At 57.8% G+C, this 19,339-nt stretch carries 17 protein-coding genes; 5 read left to right on the top strand and 12 right to left on the bottom strand.

Translation table 11 applies throughout. The annotated features are described in order from the left end of the window. Nucleotides 1-138: 138 nt before the first annotated feature. Nucleotides 139-561: a DoxX family protein gene (locus ACOTXF_RS11330; RefSeq protein ID WP_008502164.1), complete on the top strand. Its 423-nt coding sequence runs from the start codon at nucleotides 139-141 to the stop codon at nucleotides 559-561. Between the two features lie 54 nt (nucleotides 562-615). Here ACOTXF_RS11330 and glyA read toward each other — a convergent pair whose 3' ends face one another. Further along, nucleotides 616-1,869 (bottom strand): serine hydroxymethyltransferase, encoded by a 1,254-nt coding sequence (glyA, locus tag ACOTXF_RS11325; protein ID WP_008502165.1) that lies wholly within the window; start codon nucleotides 1,867-1,869, stop codon nucleotides 616-618. 304 nt (nucleotides 1,870-2,173) lie between these two features. On the opposite strand from glyA, the gene hmpA reads away from it, so the two are divergent. Continuing rightward, nucleotides 2,174-3,364, top strand: coding sequence for an NO-inducible flavohemoprotein (hmpA, locus tag ACOTXF_RS11320; RefSeq protein WP_048962063.1), 1,191 nt, complete (start codon nucleotides 2,174-2,176; stop codon nucleotides 3,362-3,364). A gap of 80 nt (nucleotides 3,365-3,444) precedes the next feature. Here the strand turns inward: hmpA and glnB are convergent, their stop codons facing one another. The 5 genes from glnB to purL form a co-directional block, all read right to left on the bottom strand. Next, a complete protein-coding gene (gene glnB, locus ACOTXF_RS11315; protein ID WP_003860685.1) occupies nucleotides 3,445-3,783 on the bottom strand; it encodes a nitrogen regulatory protein P-II in 339 nt (112 codons plus the stop codon). Between the two features lie 80 nt (nucleotides 3,784-3,863). Beyond that, nucleotides 3,864-5,201, bottom strand: coding sequence for a two-component system response regulator GlrR (gene glrR, locus ACOTXF_RS11310; RefSeq protein ID WP_045908542.1), 1,338 nt, complete (start codon nucleotides 5,199-5,201; stop codon nucleotides 3,864-3,866). After that, nucleotides 5,188-5,925, bottom strand: coding sequence for a two-component system QseEF-associated lipoprotein QseG (gene qseG, locus ACOTXF_RS11305; protein ID WP_048962062.1), 738 nt, complete (start codon nucleotides 5,923-5,925; stop codon nucleotides 5,188-5,190). Before qseG ends, glrR begins: the two co-directional genes overlap by 14 nt. 1 nt (nucleotide 5,926) lies before the next feature. Further along, nucleotides 5,927-7,354, bottom strand: coding sequence for a two component system sensor histidine kinase QseE/GlrK (gene qseE / locus ACOTXF_RS11300; protein ID WP_047746004.1), 1,428 nt, complete (start codon nucleotides 7,352-7,354; stop codon nucleotides 5,927-5,929). 532 nt (nucleotides 7,355-7,886) lie between these two features. Beyond that, the gene (gene purL / locus ACOTXF_RS11295) at nucleotides 7,887-11,774 is read right to left on the bottom strand and encodes a phosphoribosylformylglycinamidine synthase (protein WP_048962061.1); all 3,888 of its coding nucleotides are present in this window, start codon (nucleotides 11,772-11,774) and stop codon (nucleotides 7,887-7,889) included. Between the two features lie 267 nt (nucleotides 11,775-12,041). Here purL and mltF point away from each other — a divergent pair, with 267 nt between their 5' ends. Beyond that, nucleotides 12,042-13,592, top strand: a complete 1,551-nt coding sequence (gene mltF, locus ACOTXF_RS11290) for a membrane-bound lytic murein transglycosylase MltF (RefSeq protein ID WP_045335342.1) — start codon at nucleotides 12,042-12,044, stop codon at nucleotides 13,590-13,592. Here mltF and tadA read toward each other — a convergent pair. Genes tadA through murQ form a run of 4 tightly spaced genes read right to left on the bottom strand, consistent with a single transcriptional unit; the run spans nucleotide 13,480 to nucleotide 16,949 of the window. Beyond that, nucleotides 13,480-14,019, bottom strand: coding sequence for a tRNA adenosine(34) deaminase TadA (gene tadA / locus ACOTXF_RS11285; protein WP_008502172.1), 540 nt, complete (start codon nucleotides 14,017-14,019; stop codon nucleotides 13,480-13,482). The two genes, mltF and tadA, sit on opposite strands and share 113 nt — an antisense overlap. A gap of 24 nt (nucleotides 14,020-14,043) precedes the next feature. Further along, nucleotides 14,044-14,679: a phosphatidylglycerophosphatase C gene (yfhb, locus tag ACOTXF_RS11280; protein ID WP_032653055.1), complete on the bottom strand. Its 636-nt coding sequence runs from the start codon at nucleotides 14,677-14,679 to the stop codon at nucleotides 14,044-14,046. Between the two features lie 3 nt (nucleotides 14,680-14,682). Next, nucleotides 14,683-16,044, bottom strand: coding sequence for a PTS transporter subunit EIIC (locus tag ACOTXF_RS11275; protein ID WP_008502174.1), 1,362 nt, complete (start codon nucleotides 16,042-16,044; stop codon nucleotides 14,683-14,685). Nucleotides 16,045-16,055: 11 nt separating this feature from the next. Beyond that, on the bottom strand, nucleotides 16,056-16,949 hold the full coding sequence (murQ, locus tag ACOTXF_RS11270; RefSeq protein WP_039266868.1) for an N-acetylmuramic acid 6-phosphate etherase: 894 nt from the start codon (nucleotides 16,947-16,949) through the stop codon (nucleotides 16,056-16,058). A gap of 117 nt (nucleotides 16,950-17,066) precedes the next feature. On the opposite strand from murQ, the gene ACOTXF_RS11265 reads away from it, so the two are divergent. Both ACOTXF_RS11265 and ACOTXF_RS11260 read left to right on the top strand, forming a co-directional pair. Beyond that, nucleotides 17,067-17,915 (top strand): MurR/RpiR family transcriptional regulator, encoded by an 849-nt coding sequence (locus ACOTXF_RS11265; protein ID WP_023294330.1) that lies wholly within the window; start codon nucleotides 17,067-17,069, stop codon nucleotides 17,913-17,915. Between the two features lie 46 nt (nucleotides 17,916-17,961). After that, a complete protein-coding gene (locus ACOTXF_RS11260) occupies nucleotides 17,962-18,222 on the top strand; it encodes a YfhL family 4Fe-4S dicluster ferredoxin (RefSeq protein WP_008502177.1) in 261 nt (86 codons plus the stop codon). Here ACOTXF_RS11260 and acpS read toward each other — a convergent pair. Further along, on the bottom strand, nucleotides 18,219-18,599 hold the full coding sequence (gene acpS / locus ACOTXF_RS11255; protein WP_023294331.1) for a holo-ACP synthase: 381 nt from the start codon (nucleotides 18,597-18,599) through the stop codon (nucleotides 18,219-18,221). The genes ACOTXF_RS11260 and acpS overlap by 4 nt on opposite strands. Continuing rightward, entirely contained in the window at nucleotides 18,599-19,330 is a 732-nt protein-coding gene (gene pdxJ / locus ACOTXF_RS11250) for a pyridoxine 5'-phosphate synthase (protein ID WP_023325885.1), read from the bottom strand. The genes acpS and pdxJ overlap by 1 nt, the downstream gene beginning before the upstream one ends. Nucleotides 19,331-19,339: the final 9 nt, after the last annotated feature.

The following is a 19,339-nucleotide window of genomic DNA, read 5'->3' as shown; positions in this document are numbered from 1 at the left end:
GAATATAAAAATTAAGCAAGTAGATAGCCTGCTATAAATTAACGAAAAATTAACATCTTGTGCAGTCGTCTGGCTTATGGCAGGGAATGAAAATGTGTATTACGTTTAAATTACTCCACTTGCAGAGGTATTTCTGCCATGAACTCACTACGTTATCTCGATTTTGGTCAGTCGCGTCATCTGCTGCTGCTCATTGGCCGCATCGCGCTTGTCGTGCTGTTTATTATCTTTGGTTACCCGAAACTGACGGGGTTTAGCGGTACCGTACAGTATATGACCTCGCTGGGTACGCCGATGCCCATGCTGGCGGCCATTATTGCGGTGGTGATGGAAGTGCCTGCTGCGATCCTGATCGTGCTGGGCTTTTTCACCCGTCCTCTCGCGGTACTGTTTGTGTTCTACACCCTCGGAACGGCGGTGATTGGGCATCACTACTGGGATATGACCGGTGATGCAGTCGTACCGAATATGATTAACTTCTACAAAAACGTCAGTATTGCTGGCGCCTTTATTTTGCTGGCGATTGTCGGACCTGGCGCCATCTCCCTGGACCGGCGTTAAGCCATAAAAAAAGGCCGCAAGCGCGGCCTTTTTTATTTCTGCAGGGCAGAGGAATTATGCGTAGACCGGGAAGCGTGCGCAGATATCCAGAACTTTACCTTTAACGCGCTCGATAACCGCTTCGTCATTGATGTTGTCCAGAACGTCACACATCCAGCCAGCCAGTTCTTTCACTTCCGCTTCTTTGAAGCCGCGGCGGGTTACGGCCGGAGAACCGATACGGATACCGGAGGTCACGAACGGGCTCTTCGGATCGTTTGGCACGCTGTTTTTGTTCACGGTGATGTTTGCGCGGCCCAGGGCTGCGTCAGCTTCTTTACCGGTCAGGTTCTTATCAACCAGATCCAGCAGGAACAGGTGGTTTTCAGTCCCGCCGGATACCACTTTGTAGCCACGGTTCAGGAACACTTCCACCATCGCTTTGGCGTTCTTAGCAACCTGCTGCTGGTAAACCTTGAACTCTGGCTCCATCGCTTCTTTCAGCGCGACCGCTTTTGCCGCGATAACGTGCATCAGCGGGCCGCCCTGCGCGCTTGGGAACACCGCGGAGTTCAGTTTTTTGTACAGCTCTTCGTCACCACCCTTCGCCAGGATCAGGCCACCGCGTGGACCCGCCAGGGTTTTGTGGGTAGTGGTGGTCACAACGTGCGCATGCGGAACCGGGTTAGGGTAAACGCCTGCGGCAATCAGGCCCGCTACGTGCGCCATGTCAACGAACAGGTAAGCACCGATGCTGTCTGCGATTTCGCGCATTTTTGCCCAGTCAACGATACCGGAGTAAGCAGAGAAGCCACCGATGATCATCTTCGGCTTGTGCTCTTTAGCCTGCTTCGCCATGTCTTCGTAGTCAATTTTACCGGACTCATCAATACCGTAAGGGATGATGTTGTACAGTTTGCCGGAGAAGTTAACCGGGGAGCCGTGAGTCAGGTGGCCGCCCTGCGCCAGGTTCATACCCAGAACGGTATCGCCCGGCTGCAGCAGCGCGGTGTAGACCGCGAAGTTAGCCTGAGAGCCAGAGTGCGGCTGGACGTTTGCATAGTCAGCGCCAAAAAGTTCTTTCGCACGATCGATAGCCAGCTGCTCAACGATATCAACGTACTCGCAACCGCCGTAATAGCGTTTGCCCGGGTAACCTTCAGCGTATTTGTTGGTCAGCTGAGAACCCTGCGCCTGCATCACGCGCGGGCTGGTGTAGTTTTCGGAGGCGATCAGTTCGATGTGCTCTTCCTGACGTACTTTTTCCTGCTCCATAGCCTGCCACAGTTCGGCATCATAATCGGCAATGTTCATTTCACGCTTTAACATCCGCATCTCCTGACTCAGCTAACAAGTAAATTTTGGCCTGAAAAGGCAGTCCTGTTGGACGACGGGCAACAGTATAACTGATTAGTTCTGTGATAACAGGTCTTGACAAACGATTTTACGCAAACGTTTTCCTACCCGCTACGCAAGGGTTTGAGGAATAAAGCGCTCGCCCTTTCCAGCGGATTTCTTTTCAGGTTTGTGATGCATATTTTTCATCTTGCAAAGAACCATTTACAACGCAGGGGTATTTTTTATAAGATGCATTTAAAATACATCATTAAAGTAACATCAGAAGGACGCGCTCATGCTCGACGCTCAAACCATCGCTACCGTAAAAGCCACTATTCCCCTGCTGGTGGAAACCGGCCCTAAACTCACCGCCCATTTCTACGATCGCATGTTCACGCACAACCCGGAGCTCAAAGAGATTTTCAACATGAGCAACCAGCGTAACGGCGATCAGCGTGAAGCGCTGTTCAACGCCATCGCGGCTTACGCCAGCAATATTGAAAACCTGGCTGCGCTGCTGCCCGCGGTGGAAAAAATCGCGCAGAAACATACCAGCTTCCAGATCCAACCCGAGCAGTACAACATCGTCGGCACTCACCTGCTGGCGACGCTGGACGAAATGTTCAGCCCGGGTCAGGAGGTGCTGGACGCGTGGGGTAAAGCCTACGGCGTGCTGGCAAACGTGTTTATCAACCGTGAAGCGCAGATTTACAGCGAAAACGCCAGCAAGAACGGCGGCTGGGAAGGTACCCGCGCATTCCGCATCGTTGAGAAAACCCCGCGCAGCGCGTTAATCACCAGCTTCGAGTTTGAGCCGGTGGACGGTAAACCGGTGGCCGATTACCAGCCAGGACAGTATCTGGGCGTGTGGCTGAAGCCTGAAGGTTTCCCGCATCAGGAGATCCGCCAGTATTCTCTTACCCGCAAGCCAAACGGCAAAGCCTACCGCATTGCGGTGAAGCGTGAGGACGGCGGTCAGGTTTCCAGCTGGCTGCACAACGAAGCTAACGTGGGCGACGTGGTCCATCTGGCCGCGCCAGCGGGCGACTTCTTCATGGCCGTTGAAGCGAATACCCCGGTGACGCTGATCTCTGCGGGCGTCGGCCAGACGCCAATGCTGGCGATGCTCGATACGCTGGCAAAATCACACCACGGTGCGCAGGTTAACTGGTTCCATGCCGCCGAAAACGGCGGCGTGCACGCCTTTGCAGATGAGGTGAAAACGCTCGGAGCCTCCCTGCCGCGTTTCACCGCGCATACCTGGTATCGTCTGCCGACGGAAGCGGATCGCGCTGCCGCGCAATTTGACAGCGAAGGGTTGATGGATTTACGCCAGCATGAAGGTGCGTTCAGCGCACCGGAGATGCAGTTCTACGTCTGTGGACCGGTGGCGTTTATGCAGTATGCCGCGAAGCAGCTGGTTGAGCTGGGCGTGAACAAAGACGACATTCATTACGAATGCTTCGGGCCGCATAAGGTGCTGTAATCGCCCGGCGGCGCTTCGCTTGCGCGGGCCTACGAAGAGTTTTGTAGGCCGGGTAAGCGCAGCGCCACCCGGCAAGAACGTTAAATCGCGGCGTCGTCTTCTTCGCCGGTACGGATACGGATCACGCGCGCCACGTCAAAGACGAAGATTTTACCATCGCCAATCTTGCCGGTCTGCGCCGTGCGGATAATGGTGTCCACACAGGTATCGACGATATCGTCGCTGACCACGATTTCAATTTTCACTTTCGGCAGAAAGTCGACCATGTACTCTGCGCCACGGTAAAGCTCGGTGTGACCTTTCTGACGACCAAAACCTTTCACTTCCGTCACGGTCATCCCGGTGATGCCGACTTCCGCCAGCGCTTCACGCACATCATCCAGTTTGAAAGGTTTAATAATCGCATCAATCTTTTTCATGGTGGGTCCTTAAACTCTTGCCTGTAAGCTGCCTCGTAATCGATTGCTCACAGTACCATATTCAGGCAAATTTTGCGGTACTACTCTTTAAAATCGTTCGCTTCCAGCTCGTGGCGCGAGAGCAGCTTGTAAAACTCGGTGCGGTTGCGCCCGGCCATCCGCGCCGCGTGGGTCACGTTGCCTTTGGTGATCTGCAATAGCTTGCGCAGATAGTTCAGCTCAAACTGGTTACGCGCTTCGGCAAACGTCGGCAGCGCCGTGTTTTCCCCTTCCAGCGCCTGCTCCACCAGCGCGTCGCTGATGACCGGTGAGGAGGTCAGCGCCACGCACTGCTCAATCACGTTGACCAGCTGACGGACGTTACCCGGCCAGCTTGCGGCCATCAGCCGCTTCATCGCATCGGTGGAAAACGCGCGCACGAACGGTTTATGGCGATCGGCCGCCTGGCGTAAAAGATGGTTCGCCAGCAGCGGAATGTCTTCCGCACGTTCGGCCAGCGCCGGGATCTTCAGGTTGACCACGTTCAGGCGGTAGTAGAGATCTTCGCGGAACTCGTTGCGGGCCATCACTTTTGGCAGATCGCGGTGGGTAGCGGAGATAATTCGCACGTTAATATCGATATCGCGGTTGCTGCCCAGCGGGCGCACTTTGCGCTCCTGCAGCACGCGCAGCAGCTTGACCTGCAGCGGCGCGGGCATGTCGCCAATTTCGTCCAGGAACAGCGTGCCGCCTTCCGCCGCCTGGAACAACCCTTCACGGCTGCTTACCGCACCGGTGAATGCGCCGCGGGCATGACCAAACAGTTCGGATTCAAGCAGCTGCTCCGGGAGCGCGCCGCAGTTAATCGCAATAAAGGCGTTCTTGCTGCGCGGGCTGGCGTTATGAATTGCCTGCGCGAGGATCTCTTTCCCGGTTCCGCTCTGGCCGTTGATGAGCACGCTGACGTCCGACTGCGCCACCATCCTCGCCTGTTCCAGCAGACGCAGCATCACGGGGCTGCGCGTGACGATAGGCTCCCGCCACGCTTCATCCCCCGCCGGAGCGGCATGTTCCAGCGCGCTGTCGATAGCCTTATACAGCGCGTCTTTGTCCACCGGCTTGGTCAGGAAGCTGAATACCCCCTGCTGCGTCGCGGCAACCGCATCCGGGATCGACCCGTGCGCGGTCAGGATAATCACCGGCATCCCCGGCTGCTGCTTCTGGATCTCCGCAAACAGCTGCAGGCCGTCCATTTCATCCATCCGCAGGTCGCTTATCACCAGATCGATTTTCTCGCGGCTAAGAATTTTCAGCCCCTCCAGCCCGCTTTCCGCGGTCACGACGCTGTAGCCTTCACTCACCAGACGCATCCCCAGCAGCTTTAACAGACCGGGATCGTCATCCACCAGTAAGAGATGGGCTGGTTTACGGCTCGTCATGCTTCACATCCTCTTGTTTCGGCGTATCGCTGTCCGGCGCAGCGGATGAACTCCCCGGCTGATATTTACGCGACGAGAGCTGTCTTTCGATATCGGTCAGGTTCTCCAGCTTACGCGTCGTGGTATCCAGCTGCGTACGTAAATGTTGCTGCTGTTGGCGCAGTGTATCAAGCTCGCTATCGGTTGACTGTTGCAGCTTGCTGTAGCGGGAGCGCTCTTCAGAAAGCTGAAGCTGTAGCGTCTGTCCCTCACGCCAGAGCTGGTATACCGGGCGGATCTGTACCGGAAGATTGACCACAAACGTGTCCAGTCGGGTCACGTTGGCGCGGCGTTCAACGGGAGTGATTTTCGCATCCGCCAGCAAAATCCCACGCTTGAACGCGTCCTGCCAGGTATCATCATCCAGCATCGCCGCTTTCGCGCGGGCGCCAACCGGCGCCAGACGCTGGGCGCAGTCTATACCGCGCAGCCAGAACAGCGGGTTACTTTCGACGTCATGCCCCGACAGGTTCCAGATGTCGTCACAGCGGGTTGAGAGGAAATCAGCCAGCTGGTTATCGGGCCATTTATCTTCTTGTTTATCGCTAATCGCACTTTGCGGCACATGGGAAACACACCCTGCCAGAAATACACAGGGCAGGCTTAGGCGAAGCGTGCTGCGGGAAAACACCGCGCGTACGGCGCGGGAAAAGACGTGTGACATACTCACCAGACATAGATTCATTTTATTGATTTTTCCGGCTCAGGGGCAGTTCAATACGGAAGCAAACATCCGAACGTTCGTCCGTGGCGATGTTAAGCTCACCCTGCATGCGTCGTATGCAGTCCCGGGCGATGCTTAAGCCCAGACCACTGCCTTTCACCGCACCTTTCCGCTGATGACTCCCCTGGAAAAAGGGCTCGAAGATCATGGTTTTTTCGTCATCGGGGATCGGGGTGCCGGTGTTAGCGACGTCTATAAACACCCGGGAACCCTTCGTATAGCTTCGGATATAAATGTTACCGGATTCAGTACCATAGTGCACCGCATTGGAATAAAGATTATCCAGCACGCTCATTAGCAGCATGGGTTCAGCAAGACAGGTCGGCGCATTCAGCTCTACACCGGTATGCATCATTTTAGCTCTTGCTGGCAGGCTATGGGCGGAGATCACCATATCCACCAGCGGTTCAATGTCGACGTTTTCCAGTACGACCGCTCCGTCAGCCAGCTTGCGGTTGTAATCCAGCAGCTGCTCAATCAGCTTCTGCAGATTGCGGCTGCTGTTATCCAGGATCTCGACAATTTCTTTCTGTTCGGGCGTAAGCGGCCCAGCCACTTCGTCCGCCAGCAGCTCCGTCCCTTCGCGCATGCTGGCCAGCGGCGTTTTAAGCTCATGGGAGATATGGCGAAGGAACTGATGACGCTGTGATTCAAGCCACGCCAGGCGCTCGGACAGCCAGATAATACGCTGACCGACGGAACGCAATTCGCGGGGACCTTTAAAAGCGACCGTATCCCCGAGCGATTTCCCCTCCCCCAGGCGGTTGATCATCCGCTGGATACCCTTCACCGGGCCGATGATCATGCGGGTAAAGAGCAGCACCAGCCCGAGGCTCACGAGGAACAGCACCAGCGCCTGCCAGCCGAAGAACTGGCCGCGCTCGGCAATCTCCTGCTGCAGCTGCTGGCCGCGAGAGAAAATCACCGTGCGGGTTGACTGCACCATCTCGGTATTGGCGTTGGCGAAGGCTTCCAGGCGCGCGGCGGCGGCGGCATCGGGTCCGCTGTTGTGGCACTGCAGCTGCGCAAGATCGTTCAGATCCTGACGTAACGCCTGATACAGCTTGTCGTCAGGCATTACCCCCGCGTGGGCATCCAGCATTTCGCTGTAGCGCTTGCGCTGACTCTGGTACACCTTTTCCAGCGTGCGATCGTCAAGCACGCAGTATTGACGATAGCTACGCTCCATCTCTAGCGCGGCGTTGGTCATGGCTTCACTGCGTCTTGCGTCAATAAGCGTCGTGCGGTTCGTCAGTGCCGCCTGGGCACTCAACGCGTTCAGGCTTTGCCAGGCCTGCCAGGCAAGGATCAGCAACGGCAGCAGGATCAGCAGGAAGGCCATCATCACGAGCTGTCGCAGGGAACGGGGGAAAACGGGCCAGCGTTTCAACGCATTACTCTCTTAATGGGGATATACGCAGAGCGTAACTGAGTCTGCCCTTCAGATACAACAAAGCCGGGTAAAAACCCGGCTTTGTCATGGAATGAGGCGGTGCCTAACTCGACGTTTCGCCCTGGCCTGATAAAGCATCGCTATGATCAGTAGTTGGACGGCAGGCACCTTTTTGTGCGTCATTCGAAGTTTATGTAGCACGTCCCGAAGGGGCTGACATAAGAAGGTGAATGAGCCACTGGTTAATATTATGCAACACCCATGCCAGAACGCAAAACAAAATTTTAACACATTGAAATATATACTTTTTACTCATTTAACCGGTTAATTATCGGTTGAATGATTTCCAGGCTAAGTGTCGCTGTTCAGCAACACCTTAACGGGAACCTTTTCTGCCGCATATAAATCAATAGGTTAAATGTCTCCTTTTGGAGACACTCAAACCAGAGGGTTGTCGCGATTTTGCGACAGAGACAAAAAAGCCCGGTGGCACTAGCGCCTACCGGGCCTACAGTCAGGATGCTGAAACTTAACCCAGCTGTTTACGGGCGTTGCGGAAGATGCGCATCCACGGGCTGTCCTCGCCCCAGTTTTCCGGGTGCCAGGAGTTGCTCACGGTGCGGAACACGCGTTCCGGGTGCGGCATCATGATGGTGGCACGACCGCTTTCGCTGGTCACCGCCGTAATACCGTTGACGGAACCGTTCGGGTTAGCCGGATAGGTTTCTGTGACCTTGCCGAAGTTATCGACAAAGCGCAGCGCTACCAGACCTTTGCTCTCCAGCTGAGCCAGATGCGCAGCATCACGCACCTCTACCTGACCTTCACCGTGGGAAACGGCGATTGGCATCTGTGAACCGACCATACCCTGCAGCAGCAGAGACGGGCTCTGGGTCACTTCCACCAGGCTGAAGCGCGCTTCGAAGCGGTCAGACTGGTTACGCACAAAGCGCGGCCAGGCTTCGCTGCCCGGGATCAGCTCGCGCAGGTTAGACATCATCTGGCAGCCGTTACACACGCCCAGCGCCAGCGTCTGCGGACGGTGGAAGAAGGTCTCGAACTCGTCGCGCACGCGGCTGTTGAACAGAATGGACTTCGCCCAGCCTTCGCCCGCGCCCAGCACGTCGCCGTAGGAGAAGCCGCCGCACGCCACCAGCGCCTGGAAATCTTCCAGACCGGTACGTCCGGCCAGCAGATCGCTCATGTGGACGTCGATAGCGTCAAAGCCCGCGCGGTGGAAGGCAGCCGCCATCTCAACGTGGGAGTTAACGCCCTGCTCGCGCAGCACCGCCACTTTCGGACGCGCACCGGTCGCAATGTACGGCGCGGCGATGTCTTCGTTGATGTCGAAGGAGAGCTTCACGTTCAGGCCTGGATCCTGATCATTGGCCTTCGCGTTGTGCTCCTGATCGGCACATTCCGGGTTATCACGCAGGCGCTGCATCTGCCAGGTGGTTTCCGCCCACCACATGCGCAGCGTGGTGCGGCTTTCGCTGAACACGGCGTGACCGTCAGCTTCAATGACGAAGCGGTCGCCCTGAACGGCTTTACCCAGATAGTGCACGCAGTCAGCCAGGCCATGCTGCGCCAGAATCGCTTCAACCGCATCGCGATCCGCCGCACGCACCTGAATCACGGCGCCCAGCTCTTCGTTAAACAGCGCAGCCAGACGGTCTTCGCCAAGCGTCGCAATGTTCGCTTCCACGCCACAGTGGCCGGTGAAGGCCATCTCTGCCAGGGTCACCAGCAGGCCGCCGTCGGAACGGTCGTGGTAGGCCAGCAGCTTACGCTGCGCCACCAGCGCCTGAATCGCGTCGTAGAAGCCTTTCAGCTGGGCCACGTCACGCACGTCGGCTGGCTTGTCGCCGAGCTGGCGGTAAACCTGCGCCAGCGCGGTAGCACCCAGCGCGTTGTGACCTTTACCCAGGTCAATCAGCAGCAGGGCGTTGTCTTCGGTCGCAAGCTGCGGCGTAACGGTGTGACGCACGTCTTCCACGCGGGCAAACGCGGTGATGACCAGCGACAGCGGAGAGGTCATCTCGCGCTGCTCGCTGCCTTCCTGCCAGCGGGTTTTCATCGACATGGAGTCTTTGCCCACCGGAATGGTCAGGCCGAGGGCAGGACACAGCTCCTCGCCCACCGCCTTCACGGCTTCATACAGGCCCGCGTCTTCGCCAGGGTGGCCGGCAGCGGCCATCCAGTTGGCGGAAAGCTTAATACGTTTGATATCGCCAATCTGCGTCGCGGCGATGTTGGTCAGCGCTTCACCGACGGCCAGACGGGCAGAGGCCGCGAAGTCCAGCAGCGCGACCGGGGTGCGTTCACCCAGCGCCATCGCTTCGCCGTAGTAGCTGTCGAGGCTCGCGGTGGTCACGGCGCAGTTCGCCACCGGGATCTGCCACGGGCCGACCATCTGGTCACGGGATACCATACCGGTCACGGTACGGTCGCCGATGGTCACCAGGAAGGTTTTCTCCGCGACAGCTGGCAGGTGCAGCACGCGATTAACGGCTTCAGCTACGGTAATGTCCTGGCGATCCAGCGCTTTGCCCGCCGCCTTACGGGTCTGCACGTCGCGGGTCATCTTCGGCGTTTTTCCGAGCAGGACGTCGAGCGGCAGATCGATTGGCTGGTTGTCGAAATGGGTGTCACTCAGAGTCAGGTGCTGCTCTTCGGTCGCTTCACCGATGACGGCATACGGCGCGCGCTCGCGGCGGCACAGCTCGTCAAACAGCGGCAGCTGATCCGCCGCAACGGCCAGCACGTAGCGCTCCTGGGATTCGTTACACCAGATTTCCAGCGGGCTCATGCCAGGCTCATCGCTCAGGATGTCGCGCAGGTTGAAACGGCCACCGCGGCCGCCGTCGCTCACCAGCTCCGGCATGGCGTTGGACAAACCGCCCGCGCCCACGTCGTGGATAAAGAGGATCGGGTTAGCATCGCCCAGCTGCCAGCAGCGGTCGATCACTTCCTGGCAGCGACGCTCCATCTCCGGGTTGTCACGCTGCACGGACGCGAAGTCGAGATCCGCATCAGACTGGCCGGAGGCCATAGACGAGGCCGCGCCGCCGCCCAGACCGATGTTCATCGCCGGGCCGCCGAGCACGATCAGCTTCGCGCCGACGACGATCTCGCCTTTCTGCACGTGATCGGCACGGATGTTGCCGATCCCGCCCGCCAGCATGATCGGTTTGTGGTAGCCGCGCAGCTCTTCGCCGTTGTGGCTGTCCACTTTCTCTTCATAGGTACGGAAGTAACCGTTCAGCGCCGGACGACCAAATTCGTTGTTAAACGCCGCGCCGCCCAGCGGGCCTTCGGTCATGATATCCAGCGCGGTCACAATGCGCTCTGGCTTGCCGAAATCTTCTTCCCACGGCTGTTCAAAGCCCGGGATACGCAGGTTGGAGACGGAGAAACCGACCAGACCCGCTTTTGGTTTTGCACCACGACCGGTCGCCCCTTCGTCACGGATTTCACCGCCGGAGCCGGTCGCCGCACCCGGCCACGGGGAGATCGCCGTCGGGTGGTTGTGGGTTTCAACCTTCATCAGGATATGCGCGGGCTCCTGATGGAAGTCATAGCGCCCTGCTTCGCGATCGGCGAAGAAGCGGCCCACCTCGGAACCTTCCATCACCGCGGCGTTGTCTTTATAGGCAGACAGCACGTGGTCAGGCGTTTGCTCCATGGTGTTTTTGATCATTTTGAACAGCGACTTTGGCTGCTGTTCGCCGTCAATAATCCAGTCGGCATTGAAAATCTTGTGGCGGCAGTGCTCCGAGTTCGCCTGCGCGAACATGTAGAGTTCAATGTCGTTCGGGTTACGGTTGAGCTTAACGAACGCATCCTGCAGGTAGTCGATCTCGTCTTCTGCCAGCGCCAGGCCGAGACGCAGGTTGGCGTCAATCAGCGCCTGACGGCCCTGCCCCAGCAGGTCCACGCTCTGTACCGGCGCAGGCTGATGGTGGGAGAAAAGCTTCTGCGCGTCATCAAGAGAGGCAAATACGCTCTCCATCATGCGGTCGTGCAGTTCAGCCGCAACCGCCTGCCACTGCGCGTCGCTCAGGGTAGAGGCTTCCACGTAGTACGCTACGCCGCGCTCCAGACGGTTAATCTGGCTCAGGCCACAGTTGTGGGCGATGTCGGTGGCTTTGGAAGACCAGGGGGAGATGGTGCCCGGACGCGGCGTCGCAAGGATCAGTTTGCCGGTTGGCGTATGGCTGCTGAGGCTTGGGCCATACTTGAGCAGGCGTTCCAGCTGTACGCGCTCCTCTGCATTCAGGGGGGCATTCAGGTCAGCAAAATGGACATACTCAGCGTAAATATTGCTTACCGGAAGGTCGGCCGCCTGAAAACGTGCCAGCAGTTTGGTAATACGGAAGGCAGACAGTGCAGGCGAACCACGCAGAATTTCCATCATAAGTCTCTCGTCTTCGAAGCGCCGGGGCGCTTTCAGTGTGCGCAAGGGGGGAAAACGGGCGTCATTATAGAGAATCCTGAGCGCCGACGAAACCGTTTGCGTCGAAATAAAATTGGCAAAGAGATTTAACAATAGATGTGACCTGTCTCTCTAATTGGTTGCCAAGTGGAGCAAGTTTACGCAAAATGCCGCTCATTCAATGGCAAACCTTATTGTTAACATGGCTACAGCAGACTGAGGCAACCGGCGTCGCAGAGAATTAACTAATTGAAAAAATTAAAGATTAATTATCTGCTCATCGGCATTGTAACGTTGCTGTTGGCAGTGGCCCTCTGGCCTTCCCTCCCCTGGATCGGCAAAGCCGAAAACCGTATCGCCGCCATTCAGGAGCGGGGGGAATTGCGCGTCAGTACCCTCAACTCTCCGCTGATTTACAGCGACATCAACGGCAAAATCATTGGACTGGATTATGAACTGGCACAGCAGTTCGCCGATTACCTTGGCGTAAAGCTGAAAATCACCGTCCGCCAGAATATCAACCAGCTGTTTGACGACCTCGATAACGACGATGCCGATATGCTGGCCGCCGGGCTGGTGTATAACAGCGAGCGCAGCAAAAACTATCAGCCGGGCCCGACCTACTACTCCGTTTCGCAGCAGCTGGTTTACCGCGTCGGGAGCCTGCGCCCGCGCTCGCTGGCGTCGATTAACGATCGGCAGCTGACGATTGCGCCCGGTCACGTGGTGATTGACGATCTGCGCGAGCTCAAGGAGAAGAAATATCCCGACCTGAGCTGGACGGTGGATGCGAAACTCGGCACGACGGAGCTGCTGGAGCAGGTAAAAGATCAGAAAGTCCCTTACACCATCGCCGATTCGGTCGCGATCAGCCTGTTCCAGCGCGTGCATCCTGAAATCGCCGTGGCGCTGGACGTCACCGACGAGCAGCCTGTGACCTGGTTTACTCAGCTCGATGACGATCAGACCCTCTCTGCCGCGATGCTCGATTTCTTCAACACCATGAATGAAGACGGTACGCTGGCGCGCCTGGAGGAGAAGTACCTCGGGCATGGTGATGACTTTGACTACGTTGACACCCGCAGCTTCCTGCGTGCGGTAGACAGCGTCCTGCCGGACCTGCAGCCGCTGTTCGAAAAATACGCCCAGGAAATTGACTGGAAACTGCTGGCGGCTATTTCTTATCAGGAATCCCACTGGGATACCCAGGCCACGTCTCCGACTGGCGTACGTGGTTTGATGATGTTAACCAAAAATACCGCGCTGAGCCTGGGCGTCAATGACCGTACCGATGCGGAACAGAGCATCAGCGGCGGCGCGCGCTACCTGCAGGATATGATGGCCAAAGTCCCGGAAACGGTGCCGGAAGAGGAGCGGATCTGGTTCGCGCTGGCGGCCTACAATATGGGCTATGCGCATATGCTGGATGCGCGAGCGCTGACGGCCAAAACGAAAGGCAACCCGGACAGCTGGTCAGACGTAAAGCAGCGGCTGCCGCTGCTGAGCCAGAAGCCATGGTATAACAAGCTGACGTACGGCTACGCGCGCGGGCATGAAGCCTACGCCTACGTGGAAAATATCCGTAAATATCAGATTAGCCTGGTCGGGTATCTGCTGGAGAAAGAGAAAGAGGCGACAGAGGCCAAACGGCTGGCTCAAAGTTACCCTGTCGTGGCGCCGGACGAGCTTAACCGTCCGTCGGCTTCAATTCTGCCTTTTGCTGCTTTTTCTGCTGACGGCGCATTCGAAAGAAATCGCTTAATAGCCCCGAACACTCTGGTGCAAGCACCCCGCCGATAGTCTTCACCTGGTGGTTCATCCCCGGGTGACCCAGCACGTCCATCAGCGAACCGGCCGCGCCGGTTTTTTCATCCCGCGCACCGAAGACCAGAGTCCCGATCCGGCTGTGCACCATCGCCCCGGAGCACATCACGCACGGCTCCAGCGTCACATACAGCGTGGTATCAAGCAGGCGATAGTTTTGCAGCACCAGACCGCCCTGACGAAGCGCCATGATTTCGGCGTGCGCCGTCGGATCGTGGCGGCCAATGGGACGGTTCCACCCTTCACCAATCACCTGGTTATTGTGGACCAGCACGGCGCCCACGGGCACTTCGCCCTCGTCCCAGGCACGCTGAGCGAGCGTTAGCGCGTGGCGCATCCAGTATTCATGTGAGAATTCAGGGTTGGACAACGGTTGATACTCCAGTCGAAAAGCGGGCGGCATTATACACACCCCTTATGGATAAGACTATTCGAGTTGCTGAAGTTCACCTGATGGCGTGACGCGCCAGCGGTGCTGGCAAAAATAGAGCAGCGGGTTGTCCTGCTTGCTGTCGCTGTAGCCGCTGTACAGGCGCAGTGGCGTGCCGATACGTTTTTCCAGCTGGACCACTTTTTCATGCCCCAGGCAGCGCATCGTCAGCACCCAACCGCCGTAGCCGCGGGCAATTTGCGTGGCGATAAGATTCACGCGCGGTAGCCAGGGGGTATCAAAGTAGACCTGCTCCACCAGCGTCTGCGGGGAGCCGGTAATCAGCCAGATGTCGGCATCGTTCGCGTCGAGATAGCCGGTCAGGCGCGCCTGCACCACCGGGAATGCGGCAACGTGGCCGCGGAACCAGTGCGCAAAATCCTGCTCGAGCTGTTTGAGGCGCGCTTCGCTGTGCCCAAACGTACATCCCCACAGCAGCAGGCTCATTGGCCATCGCGCCGCACGGCCCTTCACCAGCAGCGCGATCCCAATAACAGGTAAGAGCGGTAGCACGAGCAGCGCATTCAGAGGCTGACGCCGCAGCAGGTAACGCATAAACGTACCAAACATATCCTGCTGATGCAGCGTGCCATCCAGGTCGAAAAAGACAACGCGACGCCCGTGATTTGCCAAACCTTACTCCTCTGGGTCGTTGAAACCTAACAGCCAGGTAAACAGGAACCCGGCGATCACCGCTACTAAATAGCCTAACAGATAGAGCACCACTTTTCCGGTCACGATGGTTAATGCCAGCGGTAACCCCGAGAGACCAAAGGTGATGACGGTGGCAACTTTCCAGTAGCTGATCAGCGCCCCGCCTACCGCGCCGCCCAGACAGGCCGCGAGGAACGGTTTACCCAGCGGCAGCGTAACGCCGAAAATCAGCGGCTCGCCAATGCCGAGCAGTCCGACCGGGAGTGCGCCTTTAATCATTTTTTTCAGACGCGCGTTGCGGGTTTTCATCAGTACCGCAATTGCCGCGCCGACCTGCCCTACACCCGCCATCGACAGGATAGGCAGCAGCGCGTTATAGCCGTGCGCCTGCACCAGCTCGACGTGGATCGGTACCAGCCCCTGATGCAGGCCGGTCAGCACCAGCGGCAGGAAGGTACCCGACAGCACCGCGCCCACTAACAGGCCGCCGCGGTCAATCGCCAGAGAGGCACCGTGGGCGATGGCCTCAGAGATCCACCCGCCTAACGGCTGGAGGGCGACAATCGCTACGCTACCGGTAATCAGCGTGGTCAGCAGCGGGTTGAGAATCAGCTCGATGGAGCCTGGCAAAACCGCGCGCAGCCTTTTCTCGATCCAGCACATCAGGATGACCACCAGCAGCACCGCGATCACCCCGCCGCGTCCCGGCTGAAGCGCCTCACCAAATAGCGTGATCTGCGCCAGCTGCGGGCTGGACAAGATGCCCGCCATCACCCCGCCCATCGCCAGCGATCCGCCAAACACCTTCGCGGTATTCACCCCGACCAGAATGTTCATGATGGCGAACACCGCGCTGCCGAAAATCCCGAGAATCCCCAGCAGGTTCGGATACTGCGTGGCGAAATCCCCCACAATATCCGGCCGCTTGAGGATATTGATGATCCCGGTGATCAGGCCTGAGGCAATAAACGCCGGGATCAGCGGAATAAAGACGTTTGCCAGCTGTCGCAGCGCGTCGCTCATCGGGGCTTTGTATTTCGCCTTTGCCTGGGCTTTGGTGCGTTCAGCATCGTCAATCGATACGCTCGCACTCACGCCCATCAGCGCGCGCATGGCATCGACAACCTGCGCCGCTTTCCCTGGGCCGACGATCAGCTGGTGCTGCTGCCCCTGTTTCACGTAGCCGCTGACGCCGGAAAGCTGCTTCAGACGCGGCACGTCAAGCTGGTCGTCGTCATGCACCTCGACGCGCACGCGCGTCATGCAGTTTTCGAGACGCTGAATATTTTGTTCCCCACCAATCCCCTGCAGGATACCGCTGGCGAGCGCTGCTGTTTTGTCCATACACGCCTCTGTTAGTGTTCTAATGCCGCCCGTAAGAAACCGTTATGCGCATCGAGTTTGGCTCTTGCGGCCGCCGCATCCAGCCCGCTTAAGATCATCAAAATGGCCGGTTTAACATCGTGATCGGTCTGTTTGAGTACCGCTTCCGCCTCTTCGCGGCCTGCGCCCGTCGCCTCCATCACCATGCGGCAGGCTCTGTCCACCAGCTTGACGTTGGTGGCCTGCATATCCACCATCAGGTTCTGATACACCTTGCCGAACTTCACCATCGCGCCGGTGGAGATCATATTGAGCACCAGCTTTTGTGCGGTCCCGGATTTCAGGCGCGTGGAGCCGGTGAGCGCTTCCGGCCCGACAACTGGCGAGATAGCAATAGCGGCCACCTGCGCAATCGGTGAGCCAGGGTTGCAGGAGATGGCGACCGTCGTACAGCCGGTCTGGTTGGCGTATTCCAGCCCGCCAATCACGTACGGCGTGCGCCCGGATGCCGCCAGCCCGACCACCAGATCCTTCGCGGTCAGATTAAGATCCTTCAGGTCATCCTCACCCAGCTGTTTGTTGTCTTCCGCCCCTTCAACGGCTTTCAGCAGCGCACCGGGGCCACCGGCGATCAGCCCAACTACCAGACCATGCGGGACCCCAAAGGTTGGCGGACATTCTGACGCGTCCAGGACCCCTAAACGCCCGCTGGTCCCCGCCCCCATGTAAATAATGCGTCCACCGGTCTTGAGGGCTTCCGCAGCCGCATCGACCGCTTTCGCCACCTCTGGTAATGTCTCTTTCACTGCCTGCGCGACCAGCGTATCCTGTTGATTAAAGCGGTTAACCAGCTCCAGGGTGGAGAGCGCATCCAGATCCATGGTTTGCGGGTTACGTGTTTCAGAAACAAGTGAGCCAAGATTCATTTTTGTACCTCAAGAATTTTTAATTCATAATAATCACACTATAATGGAATATAAAATTCATTCAGGCGAGCAAAATCCGTATTTGCGCAGATAATCACATTTTCGCCAGGAGACCGTATGAACTGTTTAATTCGCATTCGCCAGCGCTACGCAGGCTTTGCCCAAAGCGACAAGAAGCTGGCGGATTTTCTGCTTTCTCAACCCGACCACGCGCGCCATCTCAGCTCGCAGCAGCTGGCGAGTGAAGCCGGGGTGAGCCAGTCCAGCGTGGTGAAATTTGCGCAGAAGATTGGCTTTAAGGGATTCCCCGCCCTCAAGCTGGCGATCAGTGAAGCGCTGGTCAGTAACCCTAACCCGCAGTCCATGCCGGTGCATAATCAGATCCGCGGAGACGATCCGATGCGGCTGGTCGGCGAAAAGCTGATCAAAGAGAACGTGGCGGCCATGCATGCGACGCTCGATGTGAATACGGAAGAGAAGCTGCTGGAGAGCGTGGCGATGCTGCGCGGCGCGCGGCGGATCGTTCTGACCGGCATCGGCGCGTCCGGACTTGTGGCGCGTAACTTTGGCTGGAAGCTGACAAAAATTGGCCTTAACGCCATCGTCGAGCAGGATATGCACGCCCTGCTGGCGACCGTACAGGCGATGGATCCTGACGATCTGCTGCTGGCGATCTCCTATTCCGGCGAGCGCCGCGAGATCAACATGGCCACCGACGAAGTCCTGCGCGTCGGCGGTAAAATTCTGGCAATCACCGGTTTTACGCCGAATGCCCTACAGCAGCGGGCCACGCGCTGTTTATATACCATTGCCGAGGAACAGGCCACGCGCAGCGCGGCTATCTCGTCCACCAGCGCACAAATGATGCTGACGGACCTGCTGTTTATGGCACTGGTGCAGCAGGATCTGGAGCGTGCGCCCGAGCGCATTCGCCACAGCGAAGAACTGGTAAAGAAACTGGTTTGACGCGTATAATGCCCGCCCAGTTTGTGTTGTTTCTGAGAATTTCCTGATGGCGCTGTTAATTACCAAAAAATGCATTAATTGCGATATGTGCGAGCCCGAATGCCCGAACCAGGCCATTTCGATGGGCGACAGCATTTATGAGATTAACAGCGACCGCTGCACCGAATGCATCGGCCACTATGAGACGCCGACCTGTCAGAAAGTGTGCCCGATCCCCAATACCATCCTGAAGGATCCGGCACACGTCGAGAGCGAAGAGCAGCTGTGGGATAAGTTTGTCCTGATGCACCACGCGGACAAACTTTAACTTTCGATGATCACCGTAGCGCTGGCATAGTGACGCTCATCCGCGATCGTCACGTGCATGTGATTCACGCCCAGCTTCTCGGCCAGCTTTTGCGCCTCGCCCCATAAGCGCAGGCTTGGCTTACCCAGCTCATCGTTAAACACTTCAAACTGGTTGAACGCCAGACCGTTACGAATGCCGGTCCCGAAGGCTTTGGCGGCCGCCTCTTTTACCGCAAAACGCTTCGCCAGAAAACGCACCGGCTGCTGATGCGCTTCCCAGATGGCCCATTCGTTATCGCTCAGCACGCGCCTTGCGAGGCGATCGCCGCTGCGGGCGATCACCGCTTCAATGCGGGCTATTTCCACGATATCGGTGCCTAAGCCCAGAATGGCCATTACTGACGCGCTTCCAGCATCAGGCGTTTCATTTCCGCGACCGCCTCTTTCAGGCCGCTCATCACCGCGCGCCCAACGATCGCGTGACCGATGTTCAGCTCGTGCATTTCCGGGATGGCGGCAATGGCCTTCACGTTATGGTAGGTCAGGCCGTGACCGGCATTGACCTTCAGACCCAGGCTCGCCGCGTAGGTGGCCGCTTTAGCAATACGCTCCAGCTCTTTCGCCTGCTCGGCATCGTTTTTGGCATCGGCATAGCAGCCGGTGTGAATTTCGATATACGGCGCGCCCACGTCGGCTGCCGCTTTAATCTGGGTGAAGTCGGCGTCAATAAACAGCGAAACCAGGATACCGGCATCAGCCAGGCGCTTGCAGGCATCGCGCATTTTGTCGAGCTGGCCGGCCACGTCCAGACCGCCTTCGGTCGTGACTTCCTGGCGTTTTTCCGGCACCAGGCAGCAGAAGTGCGGCTGGGTCTCACAGGCAATGGCGAGCATCTCTTCGGTGACCGCCATCTCCAGATTCATACGGGTGTCCAGCGTCTGACGCAGAATGCGAACGTCGCGGTCAGTGATGTGGCGACGGTCTTCTCGCAGGTGAACGGTAATGCCGTCGGCGCCAGCCTGTTCAGCGATAAACGCCGCCTGAACCGGATCGGGATACGCCGTGCCGCGCGCATTACGCAGCGTGGCGATATGATCGATGTTGACGCCTAACAGTAATTCAGCCATGACAATCCT

The sequence above is a fragment of the Enterobacter cloacae complex sp. IR53041 genome, from assembly GCF_049238285.1.
In the GTDB taxonomy this organism is placed as follows: domain Bacteria; phylum Pseudomonadota; class Gammaproteobacteria; order Enterobacterales; family Enterobacteriaceae; genus Enterobacter; species Enterobacter roggenkampii.
Note: the sequence above shows the minus strand (reverse complement) of the source record. Positions and strands in the feature narration are given on the sequence as shown.

Coding starts and splice junctions, on each gene's coding strand:
- ACOTXF_RS11330 (WP_008502164.1), top strand. CDS start 139: ATGAACTCACTACGTTATCTCGATTTTGGTCAGTCGCGTCATCTGCTG.
- glyA (WP_008502165.1), bottom strand. CDS start 1,869: ATGTTAAAGCGTGAAATGAACATTGCCGATTATGATGCCGAACTGTGG.
- hmpA (WP_048962063.1), top strand. CDS start 2,174: ATGCTCGACGCTCAAACCATCGCTACCGTAAAAGCCACTATTCCCCTG.
- glnB (WP_003860685.1), bottom strand. CDS start 3,783: ATGAAAAAGATTGATGCGATTATTAAACCTTTCAAACTGGATGATGTG.
- glrR (WP_045908542.1), bottom strand. CDS start 5,201: ATGACGAGCCGTAAACCAGCCCATCTCTTACTGGTGGATGACGATCCC.
- qseG (WP_048962062.1), bottom strand. CDS start 5,925: ATGAATCTATGTCTGGTGAGTATGTCACACGTCTTTTCCCGCGCCGTA.
- purL (WP_048962061.1), bottom strand. CDS start 11,774: ATGATGGAAATTCTGCGTGGTTCGCCTGCACTGTCTGCCTTCCGTATT.
- tadA (WP_008502172.1), bottom strand. CDS start 14,019: ATGCCGCCCGCTTTTCGACTGGAGTATCAACCGTTGTCCAACCCTGAA.
- ACOTXF_RS11275 (WP_008502174.1), bottom strand. CDS start 16,044: ATGGACAAAACAGCAGCGCTCGCCAGCGGTATCCTGCAGGGGATTGGT.
- murQ (WP_039266868.1), bottom strand. CDS start 16,949: ATGAATCTTGGCTCACTTGTTTCTGAAACACGTAACCCGCAAACCATG.
- ACOTXF_RS11265 (WP_023294330.1), top strand. CDS start 17,067: ATGAACTGTTTAATTCGCATTCGCCAGCGCTACGCAGGCTTTGCCCAA.
- ACOTXF_RS11260 (WP_008502177.1), top strand. CDS start 17,962: ATGGCGCTGTTAATTACCAAAAAATGCATTAATTGCGATATGTGCGAG.
- acpS (WP_023294331.1), bottom strand. CDS start 18,599: ATGGCCATTCTGGGCTTAGGCACCGATATCGTGGAAATAGCCCGCATT.
- pdxJ (WP_023325885.1), bottom strand. CDS start 19,330: ATGGCTGAATTACTGTTAGGCGTCAACATCGATCATATCGCCACGCTG.